This window comes from Moraxella sp. DOX410 (assembly GCF_032248735.1).
In the GTDB taxonomy this organism is placed as follows: Bacteria; Pseudomonadota; Gammaproteobacteria; order Pseudomonadales; family Moraxellaceae; genus Faucicola; species Faucicola tetraodonis.
This window is the reverse complement of sequence record NZ_CP135138.1, coordinates 78,665-98,561: the sequence shown is the minus strand read 5'-3', so window position 1 is coordinate 98,561 and position 19,897 is coordinate 78,665. Positions and strand designations below refer to the sequence as shown.

The 19,897-nt window shown below is 48.1% G+C and carries 14 protein-coding genes; 8 read left to right on the top strand and 6 right to left on the bottom strand.

The window, feature by feature from the left end; genetic code table 11:
- Positions 1 to 93 precede the first annotated feature (93 nt).
- The 4 genes from RNZ41_RS00435 to RNZ41_RS00420 all read left to right on the top strand — a co-directional run bounded on the left by RNZ41_RS00435 (position 94) and on the right by RNZ41_RS00420 (position 5,228).
- A complete protein-coding gene (locus RNZ41_RS00435; RefSeq protein WP_314027315.1) occupies positions 94 to 888 on the top strand; it encodes an enoyl-CoA hydratase/isomerase family protein in 795 nt (264 codons plus the stop codon).
- 110 nt (positions 889 to 998) lie between these two features.
- Complete coding sequence (locus tag RNZ41_RS00430; RefSeq protein ID WP_096489515.1) at positions 999 to 3,107, top strand: acetyl/propionyl/methylcrotonyl-CoA carboxylase subunit alpha; 2,109 nt, start codon at positions 999 to 1,001, stop codon at positions 3,105 to 3,107.
- Positions 3,104 to 4,036 carry a hydroxymethylglutaryl-CoA lyase gene (locus RNZ41_RS00425; protein WP_314027314.1) on the top strand — a complete coding sequence of 311 codons (933 nt, stop codon included), beginning with the start codon at positions 3,104 to 3,106 and terminating at the stop codon, positions 4,034 to 4,036. The genes RNZ41_RS00430 and RNZ41_RS00425 overlap by 4 nt, the downstream gene beginning before the upstream one ends.
- Positions 4,037 to 4,052: 16 nt before the next feature.
- Positions 4,053 to 5,228, top strand: a complete 1,176-nt coding sequence (locus RNZ41_RS00420) for an isovaleryl-CoA dehydrogenase (protein ID WP_065253886.1) — start codon at positions 4,053 to 4,055, stop codon at positions 5,226 to 5,228.
- A gap of 96 nt (positions 5,229 to 5,324) precedes the next feature.
- On the opposite strand, the gene RNZ41_RS00415 is transcribed toward RNZ41_RS00420, so the two are convergent.
- Positions 5,325 to 6,338, bottom strand: coding sequence for an adenosine kinase (locus RNZ41_RS00415; protein ID WP_314027313.1), 1,014 nt, complete (start codon positions 6,336 to 6,338; stop codon positions 5,325 to 5,327).
- Between the two features lie 284 nt (positions 6,339 to 6,622).
- Here RNZ41_RS00415 and RNZ41_RS00410 point away from each other — a divergent pair, with 284 nt between their 5' ends.
- Positions 6,623 to 9,589 carry an insulinase family protein gene (locus tag RNZ41_RS00410; protein WP_314027312.1) on the top strand — a complete coding sequence of 989 codons (2,967 nt, stop codon included), beginning with the start codon at positions 6,623 to 6,625 and terminating at the stop codon, positions 9,587 to 9,589.
- Positions 9,590 to 9,670: 81 nt separating this feature from the next.
- Here RNZ41_RS00410 and RNZ41_RS00405 read toward each other — a convergent pair whose 3' ends face one another.
- Genes RNZ41_RS00405 through cysM form a run of 3 tightly spaced genes read right to left on the bottom strand, consistent with a single transcriptional unit; the run spans position 9,671 to position 12,220 of the window.
- Entirely contained in the window at positions 9,671 to 10,375 is a 705-nt protein-coding gene (locus RNZ41_RS00405; RefSeq protein ID WP_312534245.1) for a fumarylacetoacetate hydrolase family protein, read from the bottom strand.
- Positions 10,372 to 11,250, bottom strand: a complete 879-nt coding sequence (locus RNZ41_RS00400; RefSeq protein ID WP_314027311.1) for a 3'-5' exonuclease — start codon at positions 11,248 to 11,250, stop codon at positions 10,372 to 10,374. The genes RNZ41_RS00405 and RNZ41_RS00400 overlap by 4 nt, the downstream gene beginning before the upstream one ends.
- Before the next feature lie 46 nt (positions 11,251 to 11,296).
- A complete protein-coding gene (cysM, locus tag RNZ41_RS00395) occupies positions 11,297 to 12,220 on the bottom strand; it encodes a cysteine synthase CysM (protein ID WP_138018196.1) in 924 nt (307 codons plus the stop codon).
- 378 nt (positions 12,221 to 12,598) lie between these two features.
- Between cysM and RNZ41_RS00390 the strand changes: the two genes are divergently transcribed.
- The 3 genes from RNZ41_RS00390 (at position 12,599) to RNZ41_RS00380 (ending at position 18,699) form a co-directional block, all read left to right on the top strand.
- Entirely contained in the window at positions 12,599 to 15,904 is a 3,306-nt protein-coding gene (locus tag RNZ41_RS00390; protein WP_314027310.1) for an ATP-binding protein, read from the top strand.
- 192 nt (positions 15,905 to 16,096) lie between these two features.
- On the top strand, positions 16,097 to 17,002 hold the full coding sequence (locus RNZ41_RS00385; protein ID WP_314027309.1) for a crotonase/enoyl-CoA hydratase family protein: 906 nt from the start codon (positions 16,097 to 16,099) through the stop codon (positions 17,000 to 17,002).
- Between the two features lie 38 nt (positions 17,003 to 17,040).
- The gene (locus RNZ41_RS00380) at positions 17,041 to 18,699 is read left to right on the top strand and encodes a phospholipase D family protein (protein ID WP_201665288.1); all 1,659 of its coding nucleotides are present in this window, start codon (positions 17,041 to 17,043) and stop codon (positions 18,697 to 18,699) included.
- Positions 18,700 to 18,737: 38 nt separating this feature from the next.
- Here the strand turns inward: RNZ41_RS00380 and RNZ41_RS00375 are convergent, their stop codons facing one another.
- Complete coding sequence (locus RNZ41_RS00375) at positions 18,738 to 19,004, bottom strand: DksA/TraR family C4-type zinc finger protein (RefSeq protein ID WP_050325275.1); 267 nt, start codon at positions 19,002 to 19,004, stop codon at positions 18,738 to 18,740.
- Between the two features lie 92 nt (positions 19,005 to 19,096).
- The gene (locus RNZ41_RS00370) at positions 19,097 to 19,867 is read right to left on the bottom strand and encodes a YciK family oxidoreductase (RefSeq protein WP_050325276.1); all 771 of its coding nucleotides are present in this window, start codon (positions 19,865 to 19,867) and stop codon (positions 19,097 to 19,099) included.
- Positions 19,868 to 19,897: the final 30 nt, after the last annotated feature.

Here is a 19,897-nt window from a genome sequence, read left to right as displayed (position 1 = left end):
GTAAAATCGGAAGTCTTGGTTGTTTGTTCTATCACCATCGAGCAAGCATCAAAAATACTCCCACATTACCCAATAAAAAAAAGGAAAAACACGATGAAATTACCGACTTATGATAGTTTACTGTTAGACATTGACCAGCACGTGGCGACCATTACCCTCAATCACCCCGACAAACGCAATGCCTTTAATGACGATGTCATCCAAGAACTGACCGATGTGTTTCAATTTTGCGCTGAGCAAGACGAAGTACGTGCGGTGGTATTGACTGCCAATGGCAAAGCCTTCTGTGCCGGTGCAGACCTAAACTGGATGCGCGCGATGGCGGATTATAGCCACGATGAAAACTTGGCAGACGCTGGCAAGCTTGCGCAAATGCTAGCCACCATCTACCACTGTCCAAAACCCACCGTCGCTGCCATTCAAGGCGATGTATATGCAGGCGGTATGGGTCTAGTCGCGGCTTGTGATATCGCCATTAGCGTAAAAAACGCCAATTTTTGCTTAAGCGAAGTCAAACTTGGCTTGATTCCTGCGACCATTAGCCCGTATGTGATTCGTGCGATGGGTGCACGAGCCGCGCATCGGTACTTCTTAACTGCTGAAGTATTTGATGCCAAAGAAGCCAAAAAAATCGGTTTTATCCATGAGCGGGTGGATGAAGAAGAGTTTACACAAAGCCTTGATAACTTGGTCAAACACTTGGTCAACGCCAGCCCAAATGCTGTCAAGGTGTGTAAAAAACTGGTGCAGGATGTGGCATTTACCGAGATTAATGAGCAGTTAATCAAAGATACCGTTGCAGGCATTGCCGATATCCGCGCATCTGCCGAGGGTAAAGAAGGCGTACAGTCATTCTTGCAAAAACGCAAACCAAGCTGGCTTGAATGACTGAGCCAAAATAACTGAGGTAAAAAGCTGGATTTTATAAGCCAAATTTTATAAGTATGCCAAGTTAGATTCGCGGTGATGCGGTCTTGAAAAAATAAAAAGGGACGATTATGTTTTCAAAAATCTTAATAGCCAATCGGGGTGAGATTGCTTGCCGCGTGGCAGCCACCGCCAAAAAACTGGGCGTGCGTACCGTTGCGGTCTATTCAGACGCTGACCGCTTTGCCAAGCACGTAGCCGTGTGTGATGAAGCCGTTTATATAGGCGGTTCTGCGCCCAAAGACAGCTACCTGCGTTGGGAGCGTATCTTGGAGGCGGCCAAACAAACAGGCGCACAAGCGATTCACCCAGGCTATGGATTTTTGAGTGAAAACGACGAATTTTCCCAAGCGTGCGTGGATACGGGTTTGGTGTTTATCGGTCCCCCTGCGTCTGCCATCACCGCCATGGGGCTTAAAGCCGAGTCCAAACGCTTGATGGAAGCTGCCAATGTACCACTCATTCCAGGGTATCATGGCACCAACCAAGACCCTGAGTTTTTGCATAGCGAGGCCGACAAAATTGGCTACCCTGTGCTAATCAAAGCCAGCTCTGGTGGCGGCGGCAAAGGGATGCGGTTAGTTGAAAAAACCGAAGACTTTATTGACGCCTTAGGCTCATGTCAACGTGAAGCCATTAGCAGCTTTGGCAATGATAGCGTATTGATTGAAAAATACGCCCTGCGTCCGCGTCATATTGAAATTCAAGTCTTTGGCGACAGCCACGGCAACTATGTGTATTTATTTGAGCGTGATTGCTCAGTACAGCGCCGCCACCAAAAAGTGCTCGAAGAAGCCCCTGCCCCCGATGTCAGCGTGGCAATGCGGGAGGCGATGGGCGCGGCGGCGATAGCGGCGGCAAAAGCGGTGAATTATGTGGGGGCGGGTACGGTTGAATTTATCGTAGAGCAACGTGACCCTTCACCCGAAGATAAATTTGGCGGCATGAATTTCTACTTTATGGAAATGAACACGCGCCTGCAAGTTGAGCACCCCGTCACCGAAGCAATTACCGGTACTGACCTGGTCGAGTGGCAACTGCGTGTTGCCAGCGGCGAGCCGTTACCAAAACAACAAGCAGACTTGACCATCAACGGTCATGCGATTGAAGCACGTATCAATGCTGAAAACCCAGACAACAACTTCTTGCCTGTCACAGGTGCGTTAAACGTTTACCGCACGCCAACTCACAGCGAGTTTAGGGTGGCAGATGTGCGCATAGATGATGGCGTACGCGAAGGCGATGTCATCAGTCCTTACTACGACTCGATGATTGCCAAACTCATCGTCCATGCGCCAACCCGTGAGCAGACGCTTGCCAAACTAGACCAAGCCTTGGCAGAAACCCGTATTGTCGGTCTGCCTAACAACGTGGCGTTTTTGCGTCACGTGGTGCAATCAGATTCGTTCAAATATGCCAATCTTGATACCGCATTGATTGAACGTGAAAAAGACGTACTGTTTGGACAGCAGCGCGGTGAACTACCTTGGCTGGTAGCCACCGCGATTGTCAACGAGCTTGCCCAAGAAGCGCAAACCCAAAACCACGACCCCTTTAGCAAAACTGACGCATGGCGCGCGTATAGCCAGTATGAGCGTCCGTTTGATTTGGTGTATCACGATAAGCCACTACGTGCGGTTATCAGCCAAATTCAGGCGCAAGTTCAGGGGCAAGCCAAGGAACAGGCATTTCATCTAACGATTAACACCATTGCCAAAGCGGAAAAACAAGACGCGGACGTTGTCACGCCCATCTATCAAGGCGATGTTCGTTATTTGCCCACTGCCGATGATACCTTCACGCTATGGCTAAGTGACGGAGAAACAGCCGGCAAGCGCCAACAGATGCAGGCATGGCGACACAATGAGCAAGTATATGTGTTCTCAAATCATGCCAGCGATGTCATCACCTTGGTGGATAGCATGGCGCATGTGGGCATCGAGCCCCAAGATGGCGGCAGCCTAAAATCGCCCATGCCAGGTCAAGTGGTGGCGTTTCGGGTCAATGTGGGCGATGAAGTGAAAAAAGGTCAAGCCTTGGCAGTGATTGAAGCGATGAAAATTGAGCATACCATCAATGCCCCTACTGATGGTACGGTGGCAGAGCTGCTGTTCAAAGCAGGGGATTTGGTATCCGATGGCGATGAGCTATTAAAACTTGATACGGGCAGCCAATCATGAACTATCCAAACTTTGTCAAAATCATCGACGTGGGCGCAAGAGACGGACTACAAAACGAAAAGCAAGCCGTACCCAGCGATGTCAAAATTGAGTTGATTAACGGCTTGATTGATGCAGGGGTGCGCAAGCTTGAAGCCACCAGTTTTGTGTCGCCAAAGTGGGTACCACAAATGGCAGACAATGATGCCGTATTAAACGGCATTGTCAAACGCGATGACGTGGTATATTCGGTGCTCACACCCAATATGAAAGGCTTTGATGCCGCCCTTGCCCACCGTGACCAATTTGCCAATTATGAAGTGGTGATTTTTGGCTCAGCGAGTGAAGCTTTTAGCCAAAAAAATATCAACTGTAGCATCGCTGAGAGTATCGAGCGATTTGCCCCGGTGGCTGACGCCGCCAAAGCGCATGGTATCAAGGTGCGCGGTGTCATCTCTTGTACCGTAGGCTGCCCGTATGAAGGCGAGATTCACCCCGATAAAGTCGCCTATGTGACAGAAAAACTCGTTGCCATTGGCGCTGAACATATTGGCATTGCAGACACCATCGGCGTGGGCACACCTATCAAGGTGCAAAAAGCGTTGGATGCTGCCTTGCGTTATATTGATATTGACAATATCTCTGGACATTTTCATGACACCTATGGTCAAGCGCTTAGCAATACCTTAGCGGCATTACAAATGGGTGTATGGCAGTTTGATACCTCGGTGGCAGGGCTTGGCGGCTGTCCGTATGCCAAAGGCGCAACCGGCAATGTTGCCACTGAAGATGTGGTATATCTGCTACATGGCATGGGTATTGAAACGGGCATTGACCTCGACAAACTGGTTGATGTCGGACAAAAAATTAGCGCGTTTTTGGGCAGGCAAAATGGCTCAAAGGTGGCAACAGCGATTTTAAATAAACGTAAATCTTTAACAGTCAGTTAATAAACAAGGAATGACTATGAACTTAGGACTCGATTACCAACTTGGCGATGACATCAACGCCCTACGCGAAACCGTCAAAGCCTTTGCCGATGCCGAAATCGTCCCACGTGCTGCCGAGCTTGACCGCACCGACCAATTCCCGATGGACTTGTGGCAAAAAATGGGTGAGCTTGGACTGCATGGCATCACTGTACCCGAAACTTACGGTGGCGTGGACATGGGCTATGTGGCGCACATGGTCGCCATGGAAGAAATCAGCCGCGCATCAGGCTCAGTGGCGCTAAGCTATGGCGCGCACTCCAATTTATGTATCAACCAAATCAAACGCAACGGTACAGAAGCCCAAAAACAAAAATACTTGCCAAAGCTCATCAGCGGTGAATTCATTGGTGCCTTAGCCATGAGTGAACCCGGTGCAGGCTCAGACGTGACCAGCATGAAACTACGTGCCGAAGACAAAGGTGGCGTATATGTACTAAACGGCTCAAAAATGTGGATTACCAATGGACCTGATGCCGATGTGATGGTGGTGTATGCCAAAACCAACCCAGAGCTCGGGGCAAAAGGCATCACCGCGTTTTTGGTAGAAAAAGGCATGAAAGGCTTTTACACCGCGCAAAAACTCGACAAGCTCGGTATGCGCGGCAGCCACACAGGTGAGATGGTGTTTGACAATGTCGAAGTGCCAAGCGACAACATTCTGGGTGGTCTTAACAACGGCGTTAAAGTCTTGATGAGTGGCTTGGACTACGAGCGTGCGGTACTCGCTGCAGGTCCTATCGGGCTGATGCAAGCAGTGATGGACAATGTCATTCCCTACATCCACGATCGCAAACAATTTGGTCAAGCCATCGGTGAATTTCAGTTAATTCAAGGTAAAGTGGCGGATATGTACACCACCTTACAGGCAGGACGCAGCTTTCTTTACACCGTGGGCAAAAACTTGGATATGCTAGGCTCAGACCATGTGCGCCAAGTACGTAAAGACTGCGCCAGCGTGATTTTGTGGACAGCGGAAAAAGCCACTTGGATGGCAGGAGAAGGTATCCAAATCTTTGGCGGCAATGGCTATACCAACGAGTACCCACTGGGGCGTATTTGGCGTGATGCTAAGCTATATGAGATTGGCGCAGGCACCAGCGAAGTACGGCGTATGCTGATTGGTCGTGAGCTGTTTAACGAAACCGCTTAATTGATTAGCTTTATCAGTACAAGCCCTAGCTAAAACTAGGGCTTTTTTATTAGATTGTCAAAATAGGTTGTCAAAATCCGCCTTATCAGCTGTGCGCTATGTTAAGGTTGATTGTAAAATCGCTTGGTATTGCGCCGGTTTGAGACGGGGTCCGAACTGCTGAATGATTTGGCTTGCAACGCTACTGGCTAATTTGCCACAATCTGCCAACGCATGACCGTGCGATAGCGCATATAAAAAACTGCCCGCAAAATTATCCCCTGCGCCATTGGTATCTAGCACTTGGTCAACGGGTAACGATGCCACGTCAATCAATTTTGTTTCACGTGAAACATCGTCTCGCACGGCAACGATTGACCCTGCTGCACCATTGGTCATCACTGCCATATTGGCAACTGACAATAACGCTGCTGCCGCTTGAGAATGACTGCTTTGGTTGGTAAATAGCTGCGCTTCATCACAGTTACAAAACACCGCATCCACGCCACCCTCTAGCATCGCATCAAGTCCTTCACGACCAAATTTGACCACGGCAGGGTCGGCAAAACTGACCGCGATTTTAGCCCCTTTGTCTTTAGCTTGTTGTTTTAGCTGGGCAATCGCCTGTTGTACCGAGGGTGACATAGCGAGATAACCTTCAAGATACAACCAATCAGCATCATTGAGCGCATCAAACTCAATATCGGTTTCACTGATTTCTGCTGAAGTGCCCAAATGCGTTTGCATGGTGCGCTCGCCATCTGGGGTCACCATCACCATACAACTGCCTGTAGTACCATCAGCAAATGACTTGGTAGATGTCTTGATACCTGCGGCATTTAAATCAGCCAAATAAAAACGCCCTGCCTCATCTTCACCGACTCGGCAAGCGTAAAAAGTATCGCTACCAAGGCTTGCGGCGGCATAGATACTGTTGGCAGCTGAGCCACCGCCGGCTTGTTTGGTTGCGGTGATGTTTTGCGTGGTGAGCGAGGCGATGAGGTCAGCTTGCTCACTGTGACTGGCTAGGGTCATATTGCCTTTGGTCAGGCCTGTGGCGTGAAGCTGTGCATCGGTGACGACAAATTCACTGTCAACTAACGCATTGCCGATGGCGACGATTTTTGCCATTGTGGTTCCTTTTTAACGATTTTGGAAAAAATATATAAGTTAAATTCAATGTGGTGTCATTGTAAATTAAAACCGTTAAAGTTAATATCTGAAAATTGGCTGACACGGGCAAATGATTGGCGCTGTGTTATCTGTGGTATCTGTGTTTTTTTGCCTTTATAAAGCAGGTTTTGACCCCATTTAACTCAAAATAAATCCGACAAAACTGCTATACTTTCTGTTTTTTTACAGTTGGTTTTGCTGATAAATTCTGACAAATATTATGATGACACACAGGTAACTTCATGCCCGCAACTTCTCCCGACACTACTTTAGATTTGACCCTGCACCCTGCTTTTACCCTACGCTCTCATGAGCGCATCGATGCGTTATCGCTTGATGTAGTGGTGAGTGAACATAACGCCACGGGGTTGATTCATTATCACCTAGCCCACCCGAGTGATGAAAATGCCTTTATGATTGGTTTTCGCACCCAGCCGATGACCGACCGCGGTGAAGCGCATATTTTGGAGCATACCAGTCTATGTGGCTCTGAAAAATATCCCGTGCGCGACCCGTTTTTTAGCATGATTAAGCGCTCGCTCAATACGTTTATGAATGCGTTTACCGCGGCAGATTGGACGGCGTATCCGTTTGCCACCCAAAATCGTCAAGATTATTTTAATTTGTTGTCGGTGTACCTAGATGCGACATTTTTCCCAAGTTTAAATCCGCTCGATTTTGCCCAAGAAGGGATTCGTGTGGAGCTTGATGAAGACGGCAAACCCCAGTATAAAGGCATTGTGTTTAATGAAATGAAAGGCGCGATGAGTGGCGAGATTGACCAGTTGTATCATACGCTGGCGCGTCATTTATTCCCCACAACCACTTATCACTACAATTCTGGCGGTGAGCCTGCTGCCATTACTGAGCTTAACCACGCTGATTTGGTCAAGTTTCATCAAAGTCACTATCACCCAAGCAATGCGGTGGTGATGAGCTTTGGCAATATCCCGATGGCAGAGACCCAAGCCCGTATCCATGAGGATGCATTGGCGGTGGCAGGCAAAGCGTTTGCTAAAGGGCAAAAACACGCCTCACGACTCGAAAAATCATTGACCGCGCCAATCAGCGTGACGGACACTTACAGTGTCGATACGGTGAAACCCAAACAAACCCATCACGTCATGGCATGGTTATTACCATCGATTTTAGACGGCAAGCAGCGTCTGGCTATGCGACTACTTGAAGGCGTATTGGTTGAACATGCAGGTTCGCCGCTGCGGGCGTATCTCGATAGCCATCCGCTGGCATCTGCCCCGACGCCGCTACTGGGCTTGGATGACAGCCATTATCAGATGGTGTTTTATGCGGGTGTCCGTGGCTCTGAGCCTGAGCATGGCGATGCCATTGAGCAAGGGATTTTGGACTTACTCAAACAAGTGGCGGACCAGCCTGTGGACAGTGAAGCGATTGAAACCATTTTGCACCAAATCGAAATCGACCAACGTCATATCGGTGGCGATAGTATGCCATATGGTCTAAATTTGATGCTAGAAGGCTTTAGTACTGCTATCCACGACGGCGACCCCATGCATGTGTGGGATATCGATGAAAACCTAAACTGGCTACGTGAGCAAGTACAAAATCCTGATTTTATCGCCGATTTGATTCGCAAATTTTTGCTCGACAATCCGCATCGCGTGCGCTTGACACTCATCCCTGATGCGAGCAAATCTGAGCAACAAGCCAAGGATGAGCAAGCCAAACTTGACACCATTGAAGCGGCACTGACCGATGACACCCGTAATGCGCTCATCAGCCAAGCCAAAGCCCTTGCCGAACGCCAAGCTACGCCTGATGATGTGGATTTGCTACCCAAAGTGGGATTGGCGGATATTCCTGCCCAAATTCAATTTAAAACAGGTAAAAAGCGCGATATCATTTTAAGCGGTGTGCCAAGTACGTTGTATGAATATGAAGCAGGCACCAACGGTCTGTACTATTATCAAGTGATTATGCCCCTAGAGGGACATGAAGCGCTCATCAATCACCCAGATTTACCAACGTATCTGAGTTTGATCAGCGAAGTGGGCACGCGCAAACACGATGCTTTGGCATTTCAAGCGCGGCAAGCACGTCATTCAAGCGGTGTGACTGTCAGAATCAGCCAGCGCACGTCACCTGATAATCCCGAAAAAATGGATAGCTTTTTGGTGGTCGCTACCCGCTCATTGTCACGTAAATTTGAAGCGATTGAGTTGCTTAAAGAAGTACTCAACGACACTATTTTTACTGAATATGCGCGGATGGAAGAGCTACTGACCCAAAAACAAATGGGCTGGCAATCGCGTCTTGCCAATGCAGGTCATGCGTATGCCATGCAAACAGCGAGCCGTAACACCAGTAAAATCGCCCGTCTTGAATATGTACGCGGTGGTTTGCCTGCATTAAATAGCTTAACTGAATTTTTGCAGCAAGCGGAGCAAGATAGCAGTGCGTGGCAAAAGCTGGGAGAGCGCTTAGACAATTTACATCGCTACATCAAAGCCTTGCCAAAACAAGCACTTATCATCGCCGAAGCAGAGATATTACCCACGCTGCAACAAGCGATTAGCGAGAGCTGGCAAGCGCCTGTTGACGAGCCTACCGCTACCTTAATCGAATCGCCCATTACCACTGACGGTAGCGATATCGCGTGGCTTGCGCAAACCAATGTATTTCATCATGCGCTTGTCTTTGATGCTGTGCCGACCAACCATCCCGATGCTCCTGCCTTGATGGTACTCTCAAGCGTGCTACGCAACAACTATCTGCATCGTACCATTCGTGAGCAAGGCGGCGCGTATGGCGGCGGGGCGAGCTATGATAGCAATGCTTGCTCTTTCAAGTTTTATAGCTACCGTGACCCGCGTGACCAAGCCACGTTTGATGATTTTTTGCGTAGTATTGATTGGTTACTCGCGCAAACTACAGGCGAAAAAACCGATGCCTGGATTGAAGAAGCGATTTTAGGATTGATGGCAGGCATGGATAAGCCCGCAAGTCCTGCGGGTGAAGCGGTGAAGGCGCTGTTTGCTGAGTTGCATGGTCGCGGCAAAGACTGGCAACAAGCGATGCGTGCCAAAATCTTGGCGGTCAGCCTTGATGACTTACAGCGGGTGACAAGAACTTATCTTAAAGACAAGCCATTTACTCGTGCCAGCCTTGCGCCGTTTGATAAAGCTGAACTCATGCAAAAAATGGGTTTTCAGATTGAAAAAGTGCTATAACAAACGTAATAATAAAATTAATCATCTTAATAAAAAAGGCGCTATTATTAGCGCCTTTTTTCATCTTTTACACTACCTGTTTTACACAACCAGCAACTCAATTTTACCCAGTCCATCAATTTGCGCCAGTATGGTATCGCCTTTCACCACCGCACCGACGCCCGCTGGCGTGCCTGTAAAAATCAAATCCCCTGCTTTGAGCTCAAAAAACTCAGATAAATTGGCAATAGTCTCTGCCACATTCCAGATTAACTGATTGATATTGCCTTGTTGTTTGGGCGCGCCATTCACCGCTAGTGAAATATTCGCTTGTTGTATCTCAGCAACGCTAGCAACGGGATAAATTTCGCCAATGGGTGCCGAATAGTCAAACGCCTTGCCAATCTCCCACGGGCGACCGTTTTTCTTCATGGCGTTTTGCAAGTCGCGGCGCGTCATGTCGAGCCCCACGGCATAGCCAAAAATCAGCTCATGTGCCTGTGCTACACTCACATTGGCGCCATCTTTGCCAATCGCAACCACCAATTCTACTTCATAATGTAGCGCTTGCGTTTTAGTCGGATAAGGCAATTGGGCAACGCTATCGGGTCGAACCGCAATAATCGACTCGCTGTCACTGGCTTTACAAAAGAAAAATGGCGGCTCACGGTCTGGGTCACTGCCCATTTCTCGGGCGTGGTCGGCATAGTTGCGCCCCACGCAATACACGCGGCGGACAGGAAAGGTTTGCTCAGATTGATGGATGGGCAGTGCCACCACTGGCCTGGGTGGAAAAATGGTATTCATGGTGATTCTACTTGGTTGGTTGGAGTATCAGATGGCGGCTGGGTGATGGCAATATCAGTGACATGAGTGACATGCTGGTCAGCTGCTAAATTGCTAGCAGGTTGCCACGCTTGCAAAAACTTATCATGGCGCAGGCTATTGTCTTGATTGGTGAACGATTGCAGATAGTCTCGGGTGGTGAATTCCCATTGCTGACTTTGTTCAGCTGAAAACTGTCCCGTCAGTCTTTGGTAGCGCAAAAAAATCAGCCAAGTATTGAGCACATCGCTCTCGCAATAAGTGGTGAGCTTATCCCATGCTTCTGCTTGCACCATAGGCACCACATCATAGCCGTCCAACGCTTGCTTGCCTGCAAAGCCGCATAGAGATGCGACGACATCGAGTTTTTGCGACGTGCTATTCATGGCAAGTTTCACCATCAAATCGGTATGACGGTCATGATAGCGGTTGATATAGTTGTTGTATCTCATCTCACCGGTTTGGCTAAACAGCTTGGGCGCAGTCAAGCCATGCTGCAATGCCCGATACACCATAACCGGTATATCAAAGCCCTTGCCATTCCAGCTCACCAACAACGGATTTTTTTCAATGGCATTAAAAAAGGTTTGAATCATTTGCGCTTCGCTATGGTCAGCCAGCGACAGCGATTTTAGGGTCATTTTGCCGCCCGCCACCCACAACACCGAAAGACATGCGATTTGGTGCAAAGGCAGGGGCATAAAAGGATGCCCAACATCTTGCTCACGCAGTGCCATAAGCTTGGTCATGGCATCGTTATCCGATAACCCAGCCAACTCAGGGTATAGCCGCTTGCCTGTGGCAACATCGGGTATGGTTTCGATATCAAATACTAAAATCGGCGCTGGCGTAGCCATAATACTTCCTTGTTAGTTTCTGCTTTATGCTTTAGGTTATTGGGTATTAAGCGTCATCTTTAACACCAAACAACCCTGTTGATAGATAACGATCGCCACGGTCACAGACGATAAATGCAATCACCGCATCCGGGTGTTCTTTAGCGATTTGGTACGCTGCCCACGCCGCACCACCGGATGATACCCCCGCAAAAATCCCTTCTTCGCGGGCAAGCTTACGCATAAACACTTCCGCATCGTGCTGATCGATGTCCATCACCCTATCCACCAAACTTGGCTCAAAAATCTTTGGCAAATAAGCGGCTGGCCATCTACGAATTCCTGCGATATTAGCACCTTCAGCGGGCTGTAAACCGATAATTTGCACGTTTGGGTTTTGTTCTTTTAGGTATTTGGACACGCCCATGATGGTGCCTGTGGTCCCCATTGAGCTAATAAAGTGGGTAATCGTGCCATTGGTTTGCTGCCAAATCTCAGGACCTGTGGTCAGATAATGCGCTTGTTTGTTGTCAGGGTTGTTAAACTGATCGAGTACGATGCCTTTGCCTTCTGCCTGCATTTGCTGAGCAAGGTCGCGTGCCGATTCCATGTTATCGACTTCAATCAATGTCGCCCCATATGCTGCCATCGCGTCTTTACGCTCTTGGGTAGAGTTGCTAGGCATAATCAGCGTCATCGCATAGCCGCGCATTGCCGCGACCATGGCAAGGGCGATGCCCGTATTGCCACTGGTGGCCTCAATGATGGTGTCGCCTGGCTTGATAGTGCCACGCCTTTCCGCTTGATAAAACATATTGTATGCAGGGCGGTCTTTCACTGAGCCCGCTGGGTTGTTGCCTTCAAGTTTGGCAAGCAGGGTGGCTGTGCCTTGGTCGGTTTGCGGTGCAAATCGCGCTAGCTTAACCAGTGGCGTATGTCCAATGCAGTCATTGAGCGTGCTGGTTTCAGTGATAAAATTATTATGGGTCATAAGACAACCTTAGTTTTTGGCCATGAACTTTTGATAATACGAGTTTTGCGCAGACGCATTTAGTCTAGCTTATAGATTAGTTAGCGTTGATTAGTTTTTTTAACAGTAATTTTTTTGAATTGCGCGCGTAGTTTAGCAAAATTCGTATCACCCGTCAGTGGCGAATCATGATTATTGTGCCAGTCATTTTTCAACCGCTATCCCATCTGATTTTATCTCGATTTTTTGCTAGGGTATAGACTTGTCAAAAATTTACTTGCGACAAAAACCCTAGCCGCGCAAGCAAAATTGGCTAAAATCCTATAAAATGAAACGCTATACCCCAAAACCCTGATAAAAAATCTGATGCCTAAATTAGGCTGATGCAAGGCTAGCAATGTGAGCAAACGATTTCACTTGGATTTTTCCACCGCTTATGGACAGTTGATACTGTTGGTGTTTTTGCCGATTAGCGCACTCGCGTTGACGGGTGGTTTTTTGGTGTTATCGGATACTAGCCGTGCTGCGCGTACCATTCAGCAATCAACCGCCGATAATTTGCTGGTGACTCTGCAGCCAGTCGCCGCTTCCATGCAGGCGAATCTGATTAAAATCAACCAAGCGCTATCTACAACTAGCACTCAGCCTAATAGCAATAATCGCTCAAGTAAAGATAGCGCAAATAAAGCTGAGCTATCGCCCAAAGAATTGGCGACACTGCAAGCCAATGTGAAATTTGCCCTACAAAATGCCATCAACGACAAACACTTGCAAGGCGTGGCGATTGTCAACGAACAAAGCAAAGTGTTGGTCAGTTTTGGGGATTTGTCACAACAGCCCAATCCGCGCTTGTTGCCTTTTTTGGGACGACACCTTGAGGCGCAAAGTAATGCACAGCAAACTTATTTGCTGACGCAGCTCAATACCCAATCCAACAGCCTGTTTAATAGCAAGGGTAGTAGTTTATTTGGTCGAAAATTGGTACTAAGCCCGCCCGCCAATGCGACTGCCCCACTACCGACCTTGTGGCTTATTGTCAATATTGATAATGAGCCGCTACAAGTGGCTCGCTATCAAGTGATGTTGGCGTTAGCGATTACCGGACTTTTTACTATTTTACTGCTGCTATTGACCACCCACATATATGCTAGACGCTGGATTGCGCCGATTTATGAGATGCGGTTACATTTGCAGCGCACCAACGCCAACAACCTATATAAACCGATGACCATCAACGCCAGTGGTGAAATCAACCAACTGCAACAGGATTTGGTCAAGACCTTAAGGCGTCTGCATAAAAGTTTCCAAGAACTCAAGAATCACGCCGAACAGACCGAAGATGATTTGCGATTGGCTTTTGACGAGATGGAAATGCAAAACATCTCCATTCGCAATGCGCGTGATGCGGCGGTTTCAGCCAGTCAAACCAAATCGGCATTTTTAGCCAATATCAGTCACGAATTACGCACCCCACTGAACAGTATTGATGGCTTTATCAACCTATTATCCCGTCATGGCGGCTTAAACGCCGAGCAAGACTTGTATGTGCAAACAATTCGTAAGTCTTCAGCGCACCTATTAGCACTGGTCAATGACGTGCTTGATTTTTCTAAGATTGAAGCCGGTAAACTGGTACTAGATAGTCATGAATTTGACCTGTATGCCAGTATCTACGATGTGGTGGATATGCTATCGCCACTTGCGGCAGAGAAAGATTTACGCCTGTCGGTGTTCTTCTATGACGATGTGCCGCATTATCTGGTGGGGGATGCGTTACGCACCAAGCAAGTGTTGACCAATCTTGTTAACAACGCCATCAAATTTACCGATGATGGCGAGGTCATTGTGCGGGTCAGTCTGGATGATGACATCGATGATTTAATTCATATCAGTGTGCAAGACACAGGGCGCGGGATTTCGCCTGAGCATCAAAAAGTGCTGTTCCAAAGTTTTTCCCAAGGCGATCCTTCGATTACTCGCCAGTACGGCGGTACAGGATTAGGATTGGTGATTTCAAAACAGCTTACCTATCTGATGGGCGGCAATATTGGTTTTTATGACAACGCCACTGAGCAAGCGGGTGATGCGAGCCAATCGCACAAAATCAAAGGCACGACGTTTTGGTTTACTTTGCCGATGAGCATCAGTAACCAAGAGCAGCAGCGGCTGCTTATCCATGACCCTATCTGGCAGTTACCCGCCATCGTCCCGCCAAAAACCGATGCCGGTTATGTAGCGGCTGATGCTATCGCTGCAGTAAATATTTTGGTTTGGATTGACCATCCTGCAAGCTTACAAGTGTTAAAAGGCTCGCTGCGTGAATTGCCGATTGCCATTACTACCGCAAGTACGCTAGCCAGCCTACTTGAATCGCTCAAAGAAACAGGCAATCATTGGGATTGGGTCATCGTGGACAATGGTACCACTGAGGACACCACGTCGCTGCTCAAACAAGTACGCTTACATTATGCCGGTAAATTGCTACTATTTGGCTATCAAGTCAATCTTGAGCCAGAATTGTTGTCGCGTTACCAAGCACAAGCCTTGTATCAGCCGCTCGACCGTCGCCAGCTTTACCAGCTGCTCGATAGCAATTCTGCCAGCAGCCAAGAGCCAACACTGCCGCAGTGGCATGGCTTTACTGTGCTTGCCGTAGATGACCATCTGCCCAATTTGTTGGTACTAGAAGCGTTATTGGCTGAGCTGAGCATTAATGTGGTGACGGTTAATAGTGGGTTTGACGCCATTGAATACATCACCACCCACCAGTCACAAAGCGATACCGCCGTGGATTTGATCTTTATGGACATTCAAATGCCAAGAATGTCAGGCAGTGAAGCCGCCATCCAAATCCGTAAGGTTGAAACGCAAGCAGGACATCAACATATCCCGATTATTGCCCTGACCGCGCATAGTCTATCGGATGAACGCGATACATTATTGGCATCTGGAATTGATGACTATGTGGGCAAACCAATCAGTCAAGCCCAGTTATTGCAAATCCTGCAACGCTGGTTGGGTAAACACAGCACGTCCGTGTCCACTAATTTGACGTCTGATTTAGCAGCTGATGTGGCTTCTGACAAATCGGCTATCAACTCACCCATCTCGGCGCGGTCGATAGCGTATATAGCCTCTGGGGCAAATCACCCGCGTACTGCACCTGCAACCCCCAAAGAGAGTGCCGTATTTGCTCATACGCCATTAGCCGCCTCAGCGACTACCACCGATGACAACGCTAATCTACCAAGCCTACCATCGGTTAGCAGTCAGCATAGCGCTGAGTCACTAGCAAGTCTTGCGGTCATTGATTGGGATGATGCGGTGATGCGGGTAGCAGGTAAGCCTGATTTGGCAGCCAATTTAATTACCCTGCTGATTGAATCAATTGAGCAGGAAAAAAGTGACCTGCAGCAGGCTTGGCAGCGCCACGACAGGCAAGCCTTGTCCCACGCGGCGCATCGCATTTTAGGGGCGAGTCGTTATACGGGCGTACCACAGCTCCGCCAAGCCAGCCAAAATCTTGAAGACAAGTGCTTGCTAAATATCAACAATAGCTCGCCTGCGCAATTTGCCATTTTGGCGCCTTATTACGAGCAAATGCTACAAGCGCTCGATAACTTGGCACAGGCTGATTTGAGCCAATTCCCTGCACTCAAATATGCCCAGCTCAAAGAAAACGACATGACTTGGAAGATGATTTGACACCCATCACCACAATGCCGCCTAGGTTTGGCATACTTGCTATTCCACGTTACCTTTCTTAAACGTATCGTCCGATATCGCCTCTTGTGCCCAACCAACAAAATCAGTAAAGTGAGATTAATGATTGCAAATCTTCGCGTTCTTGCAACATTTTTTTAAGTTTATTGGGTTGGTCAAATTTTAAGGAGGCGTATGTCGGTTTTGTCGGTATCAAAAATATTGCCGGGTGTAGGGTTTTTGCCATTTCCTAAGCGTGCTACTGCTGTGTCTTTAGCGCAGCGTATCAAAGCGGCAAACGATAACCTTGCGCCCGATGTGCGGTTGGAACTTAGCGGTGATGATAGCGTCATTGTTTGGCTGACACGGATTGACAAGCGCAATGCGTTAAGTTTTGCGTTGATGGATAAACTCATTGATTTAGCCCACCTGCTCACTACTTGGACAGACGTGCGGGCGGTGATTTTGGCAGGTGAAGGTAAAAGCTTTTCTACCGGTATTGATTTGGCGGATTTAAACAACCCAAAAAATCTAAAACAGGTCGCTTGGGAGCTTATCAAACCGTTCCAAAGTAAATTTCAAAAAGTGTGCCTTGTGTGGCGAGAACTACCGATGCCTGTCATCAGTGTATTGCATGGACATTGCCTTGGCGCAGGACTACAGTTGGCGCTGGCGACCGATATTCGTATCGCCACAGCGGATTGCCAATTTGCCATTATGGAAGCCAAATGGGGACTGGTACCGGATATGGGACTGACCCAGTCTGCGATGGGGGTGCTACGCGCCGATATCGTCAAGGAGTTAGCGATGACGGCACGGATTTTTGACGGTCAACAAGCCTTTGACTACGGTGTGGTCAGCCATCTAAGCGATACACCGATGGCAGTTGCGAAGAATTTGGTCACAGAATTAAGTAATCGCTCCCCCGATGCCGTCTTGGCGAGCAAACGCATCATCAATGCCATGTATCACACGCCTCCAACAACCTTGTATCAAGAAAAACTGTGGCAAATCAAATTACTGCTGGGACAAAACCGCAAACTTGCCGTCAAAAAAGCCAAGGATGAAACCGTCAAATTTATTGGGCGTCAATTTAACTAATTTAACCTATGGCTTAATTGACCTTGGTGAGTGCCATCATGCTAAGACCCCTGTTCAAACGTCGTCTTATTTTTTTAGCCAGCCTGTTTTTGGTGTGTATGGCGATTTTGTTTTTTATCGCCTGGTGGGGTCGTCTGCCTGCCAACACGGGCAAATCCAGCACCTATCAGACTGCCGTCATTACCAAAGACCATCAAAAAACGGTGGCAACCGATATGCCACCTGATGAGCCCTCCAGCCGTTTTCGCCAATTTGGCTCGCAAAGCATGGCCGATGGCATCGCAGAGTTGGTTAAAAGCCATCCACAAAAAACGGGCGTTTATCCCTTGCCAGATGGCATGGATGCGTTTGCCGCACGCATGCTGCTCATTAGCACCGCAGAAAAAACGCTAGATGTGCAGTATTATATTTGGAATAACGACATCACTGGCAATCTAATGTTTCAAGCCATCAAAGAAGCGGCAGAGCGCGGTGTACGCGTGCGATTATTGATAGATGACAACAATACCCGTGGTCTCGACCCAACGCTGTGGGTACTCAATGAACACCCCAATATTGAAGTGAGATTGATGAACCCCAATCGTTTTCGCTCGTGGCGCTGGCTAGGGTTTGTGGGCGATTTTGAGCGGCTCAATCATCGTATGCACAACAAATCCATCACCGCCGATAGCCAAATCACCATCACAGGCGGGCGCAATATCGGGGATGAGTATTTTTCTTTAGACCAAGAGATGGTATTTTCTGACCTAGATGTGCTGATGGTTGGGCATATTGTGCCGCAGATGTCACAAGCGTTTGACCAATATTGGAACCATAAACTGGCTTTTCCTATCACCGATTTGGTTAAAAAACCTGAGACATCCGCCCTAAACCAAGTGTTTACCCCAAAAACCCAAAAAGCTGATAAACCCGCGTCGCAACAACTCGACCCTGTGCTAAAGCTGAAAAACGACTATCTAAAGCGCTTGGTGGCAATCGACTTTGTCAACCAAATCAAACAACAAAAATTGCCGCTCTACTGGGCAAGCGTGCAGCTATTGACGGACAATCCTGATAAACTGGTCAGCAAAGCCAATACCCAAGGGTTAGACATCAACCAAAGCTTAGGGAAAATCACCCACGAACTCAATTTAATCTCTGCCTATTTTGTACCGACGAAGCAAGGCAAAGATTATTTTATCAACCTTGCAAACAAAGGCGTAGCGGTGAATATTTTGACCAATGCCATGAGCGCCACCGATGTCAAGCTTGTGCATTCTGGCTATGCCAAACACCGCAAAGACTTACTCAAAGCTGGGGTCAAGCTATATGAACTAAAGCCCAATGCCATCAAAGACAATCTACGTGATTCATACTTGACGGGAAGCTCTGCCACCAGCTTGCATGCCAAAACGTTTGAAAGCGATGGTGAAAAGGTGTATATCGGCTCGTTCAACTTTGATCCGCGTTCAGCCTTGACCAATACTGAACTTGGCGTTGCCATCGCCCACCCTGTACTTGCCAACAAAATCCGCAATGAATTTTTGCAAGCCTTGCCAAAAACCAGCTACACCTTGTCGCTCAAAGATGACAATATTCAGTGGTCAACGCTCGAGAACGGTCAAATCGTCACGTATGATGAAGAGCCTCAAACCAAGGCTTGGCAGCGTACGCTAGTATGGATGCTATCGCACCTGCCGCTTGAAAAATTTTTATAAGCTGTCATTGTTATGAACGACAGCATTCACCAATACGCTTAGCGCAATTGGCTATCTTTACTACCACGGCGATTAAATAGCTCAACTTTTTGCTGATGCTGTTCTAGCGATTGTTGACAACGCACGCACAAGTGCACCCCAGGCATCGCAAGACGCCGTGCTTCAGGGATTGGGGCATCGCACTCCTCACAATGCGTTAGACTCTCACCCTGTGGCAATGCCCGTTTTGCCCGTTCAATCGCATCATTAATAGTCGCTTCAATTTGCTCGTTTTCTGCGCCATCCGCAGCCCAACCACTTGCCATATTTTTCCTTAGATTTTAATAGGTTAACCATAATAATATGGTAGTGGTTTTATCAAATTTCAATAGCGTATTAACGCCGTCATCGCGCCATTTTATTGTGGCTGTAAATCAATCACCTGACCTTTGATACCTGCCGCTTCATCACTCATCAAGGCAACATACGCACTCATCAAGTCTTCGGGCGCAAGCAAGGTGTTGGGGTTTTCGCTCGGATAGGCAGCAGCCCGCATTTGGGTACGCGTGGCACCGGGATTGATGCAGTTAAAGCGCAGGGTGGTGGTTTTTTGGGTTTCTTGGGTGAAAATATCGCTCATCCCTTCTACCGCCAATTTTGACAGCGCATATGCCCCCCAAAACGCGCGTGGACGGCTACCAACACTGCTAGAGGTAAACACCACTGAGCCACTTTGCGCAGATTTGAGGAGCGGTAACAAAGCTTGGGTAAGGGTAAAGGTGGCATTAAAATTGACTTTCATCACTTGCTCAAAAATAATCGGGTCATACATCTCAAGTGGGGTCAATACACCGAGCAACCCTGCATTGTGTAAAACACCGTCCAAATGCCCGACTTCACGCTCAATCAAAATCGCCAATTGCTGCATTTCTGTGTAGCTTGCGCTCTCTAAATTCATCAGTAACATGGCAGGCTCGGCACCGCCTTCTGCTTCAATTAGGTCATATACAGCTTCAAGCTTGCTCGCGGTTTTGCCGAGTAGTAGCACGGTCGCGCCATATTTTGCATAGCTTAGCGCTGCTGCTTTACCGATGCCATCACCTGCCCCTGTGACCAAAATATTTTTACCTTTTAGACAATCGGCAGGTGGGATAAAGTTACGGATATCATCATGGGTTGCTAAAGTCATAGTTTCCTCAAAATTTTTCTCAAAAGCTCG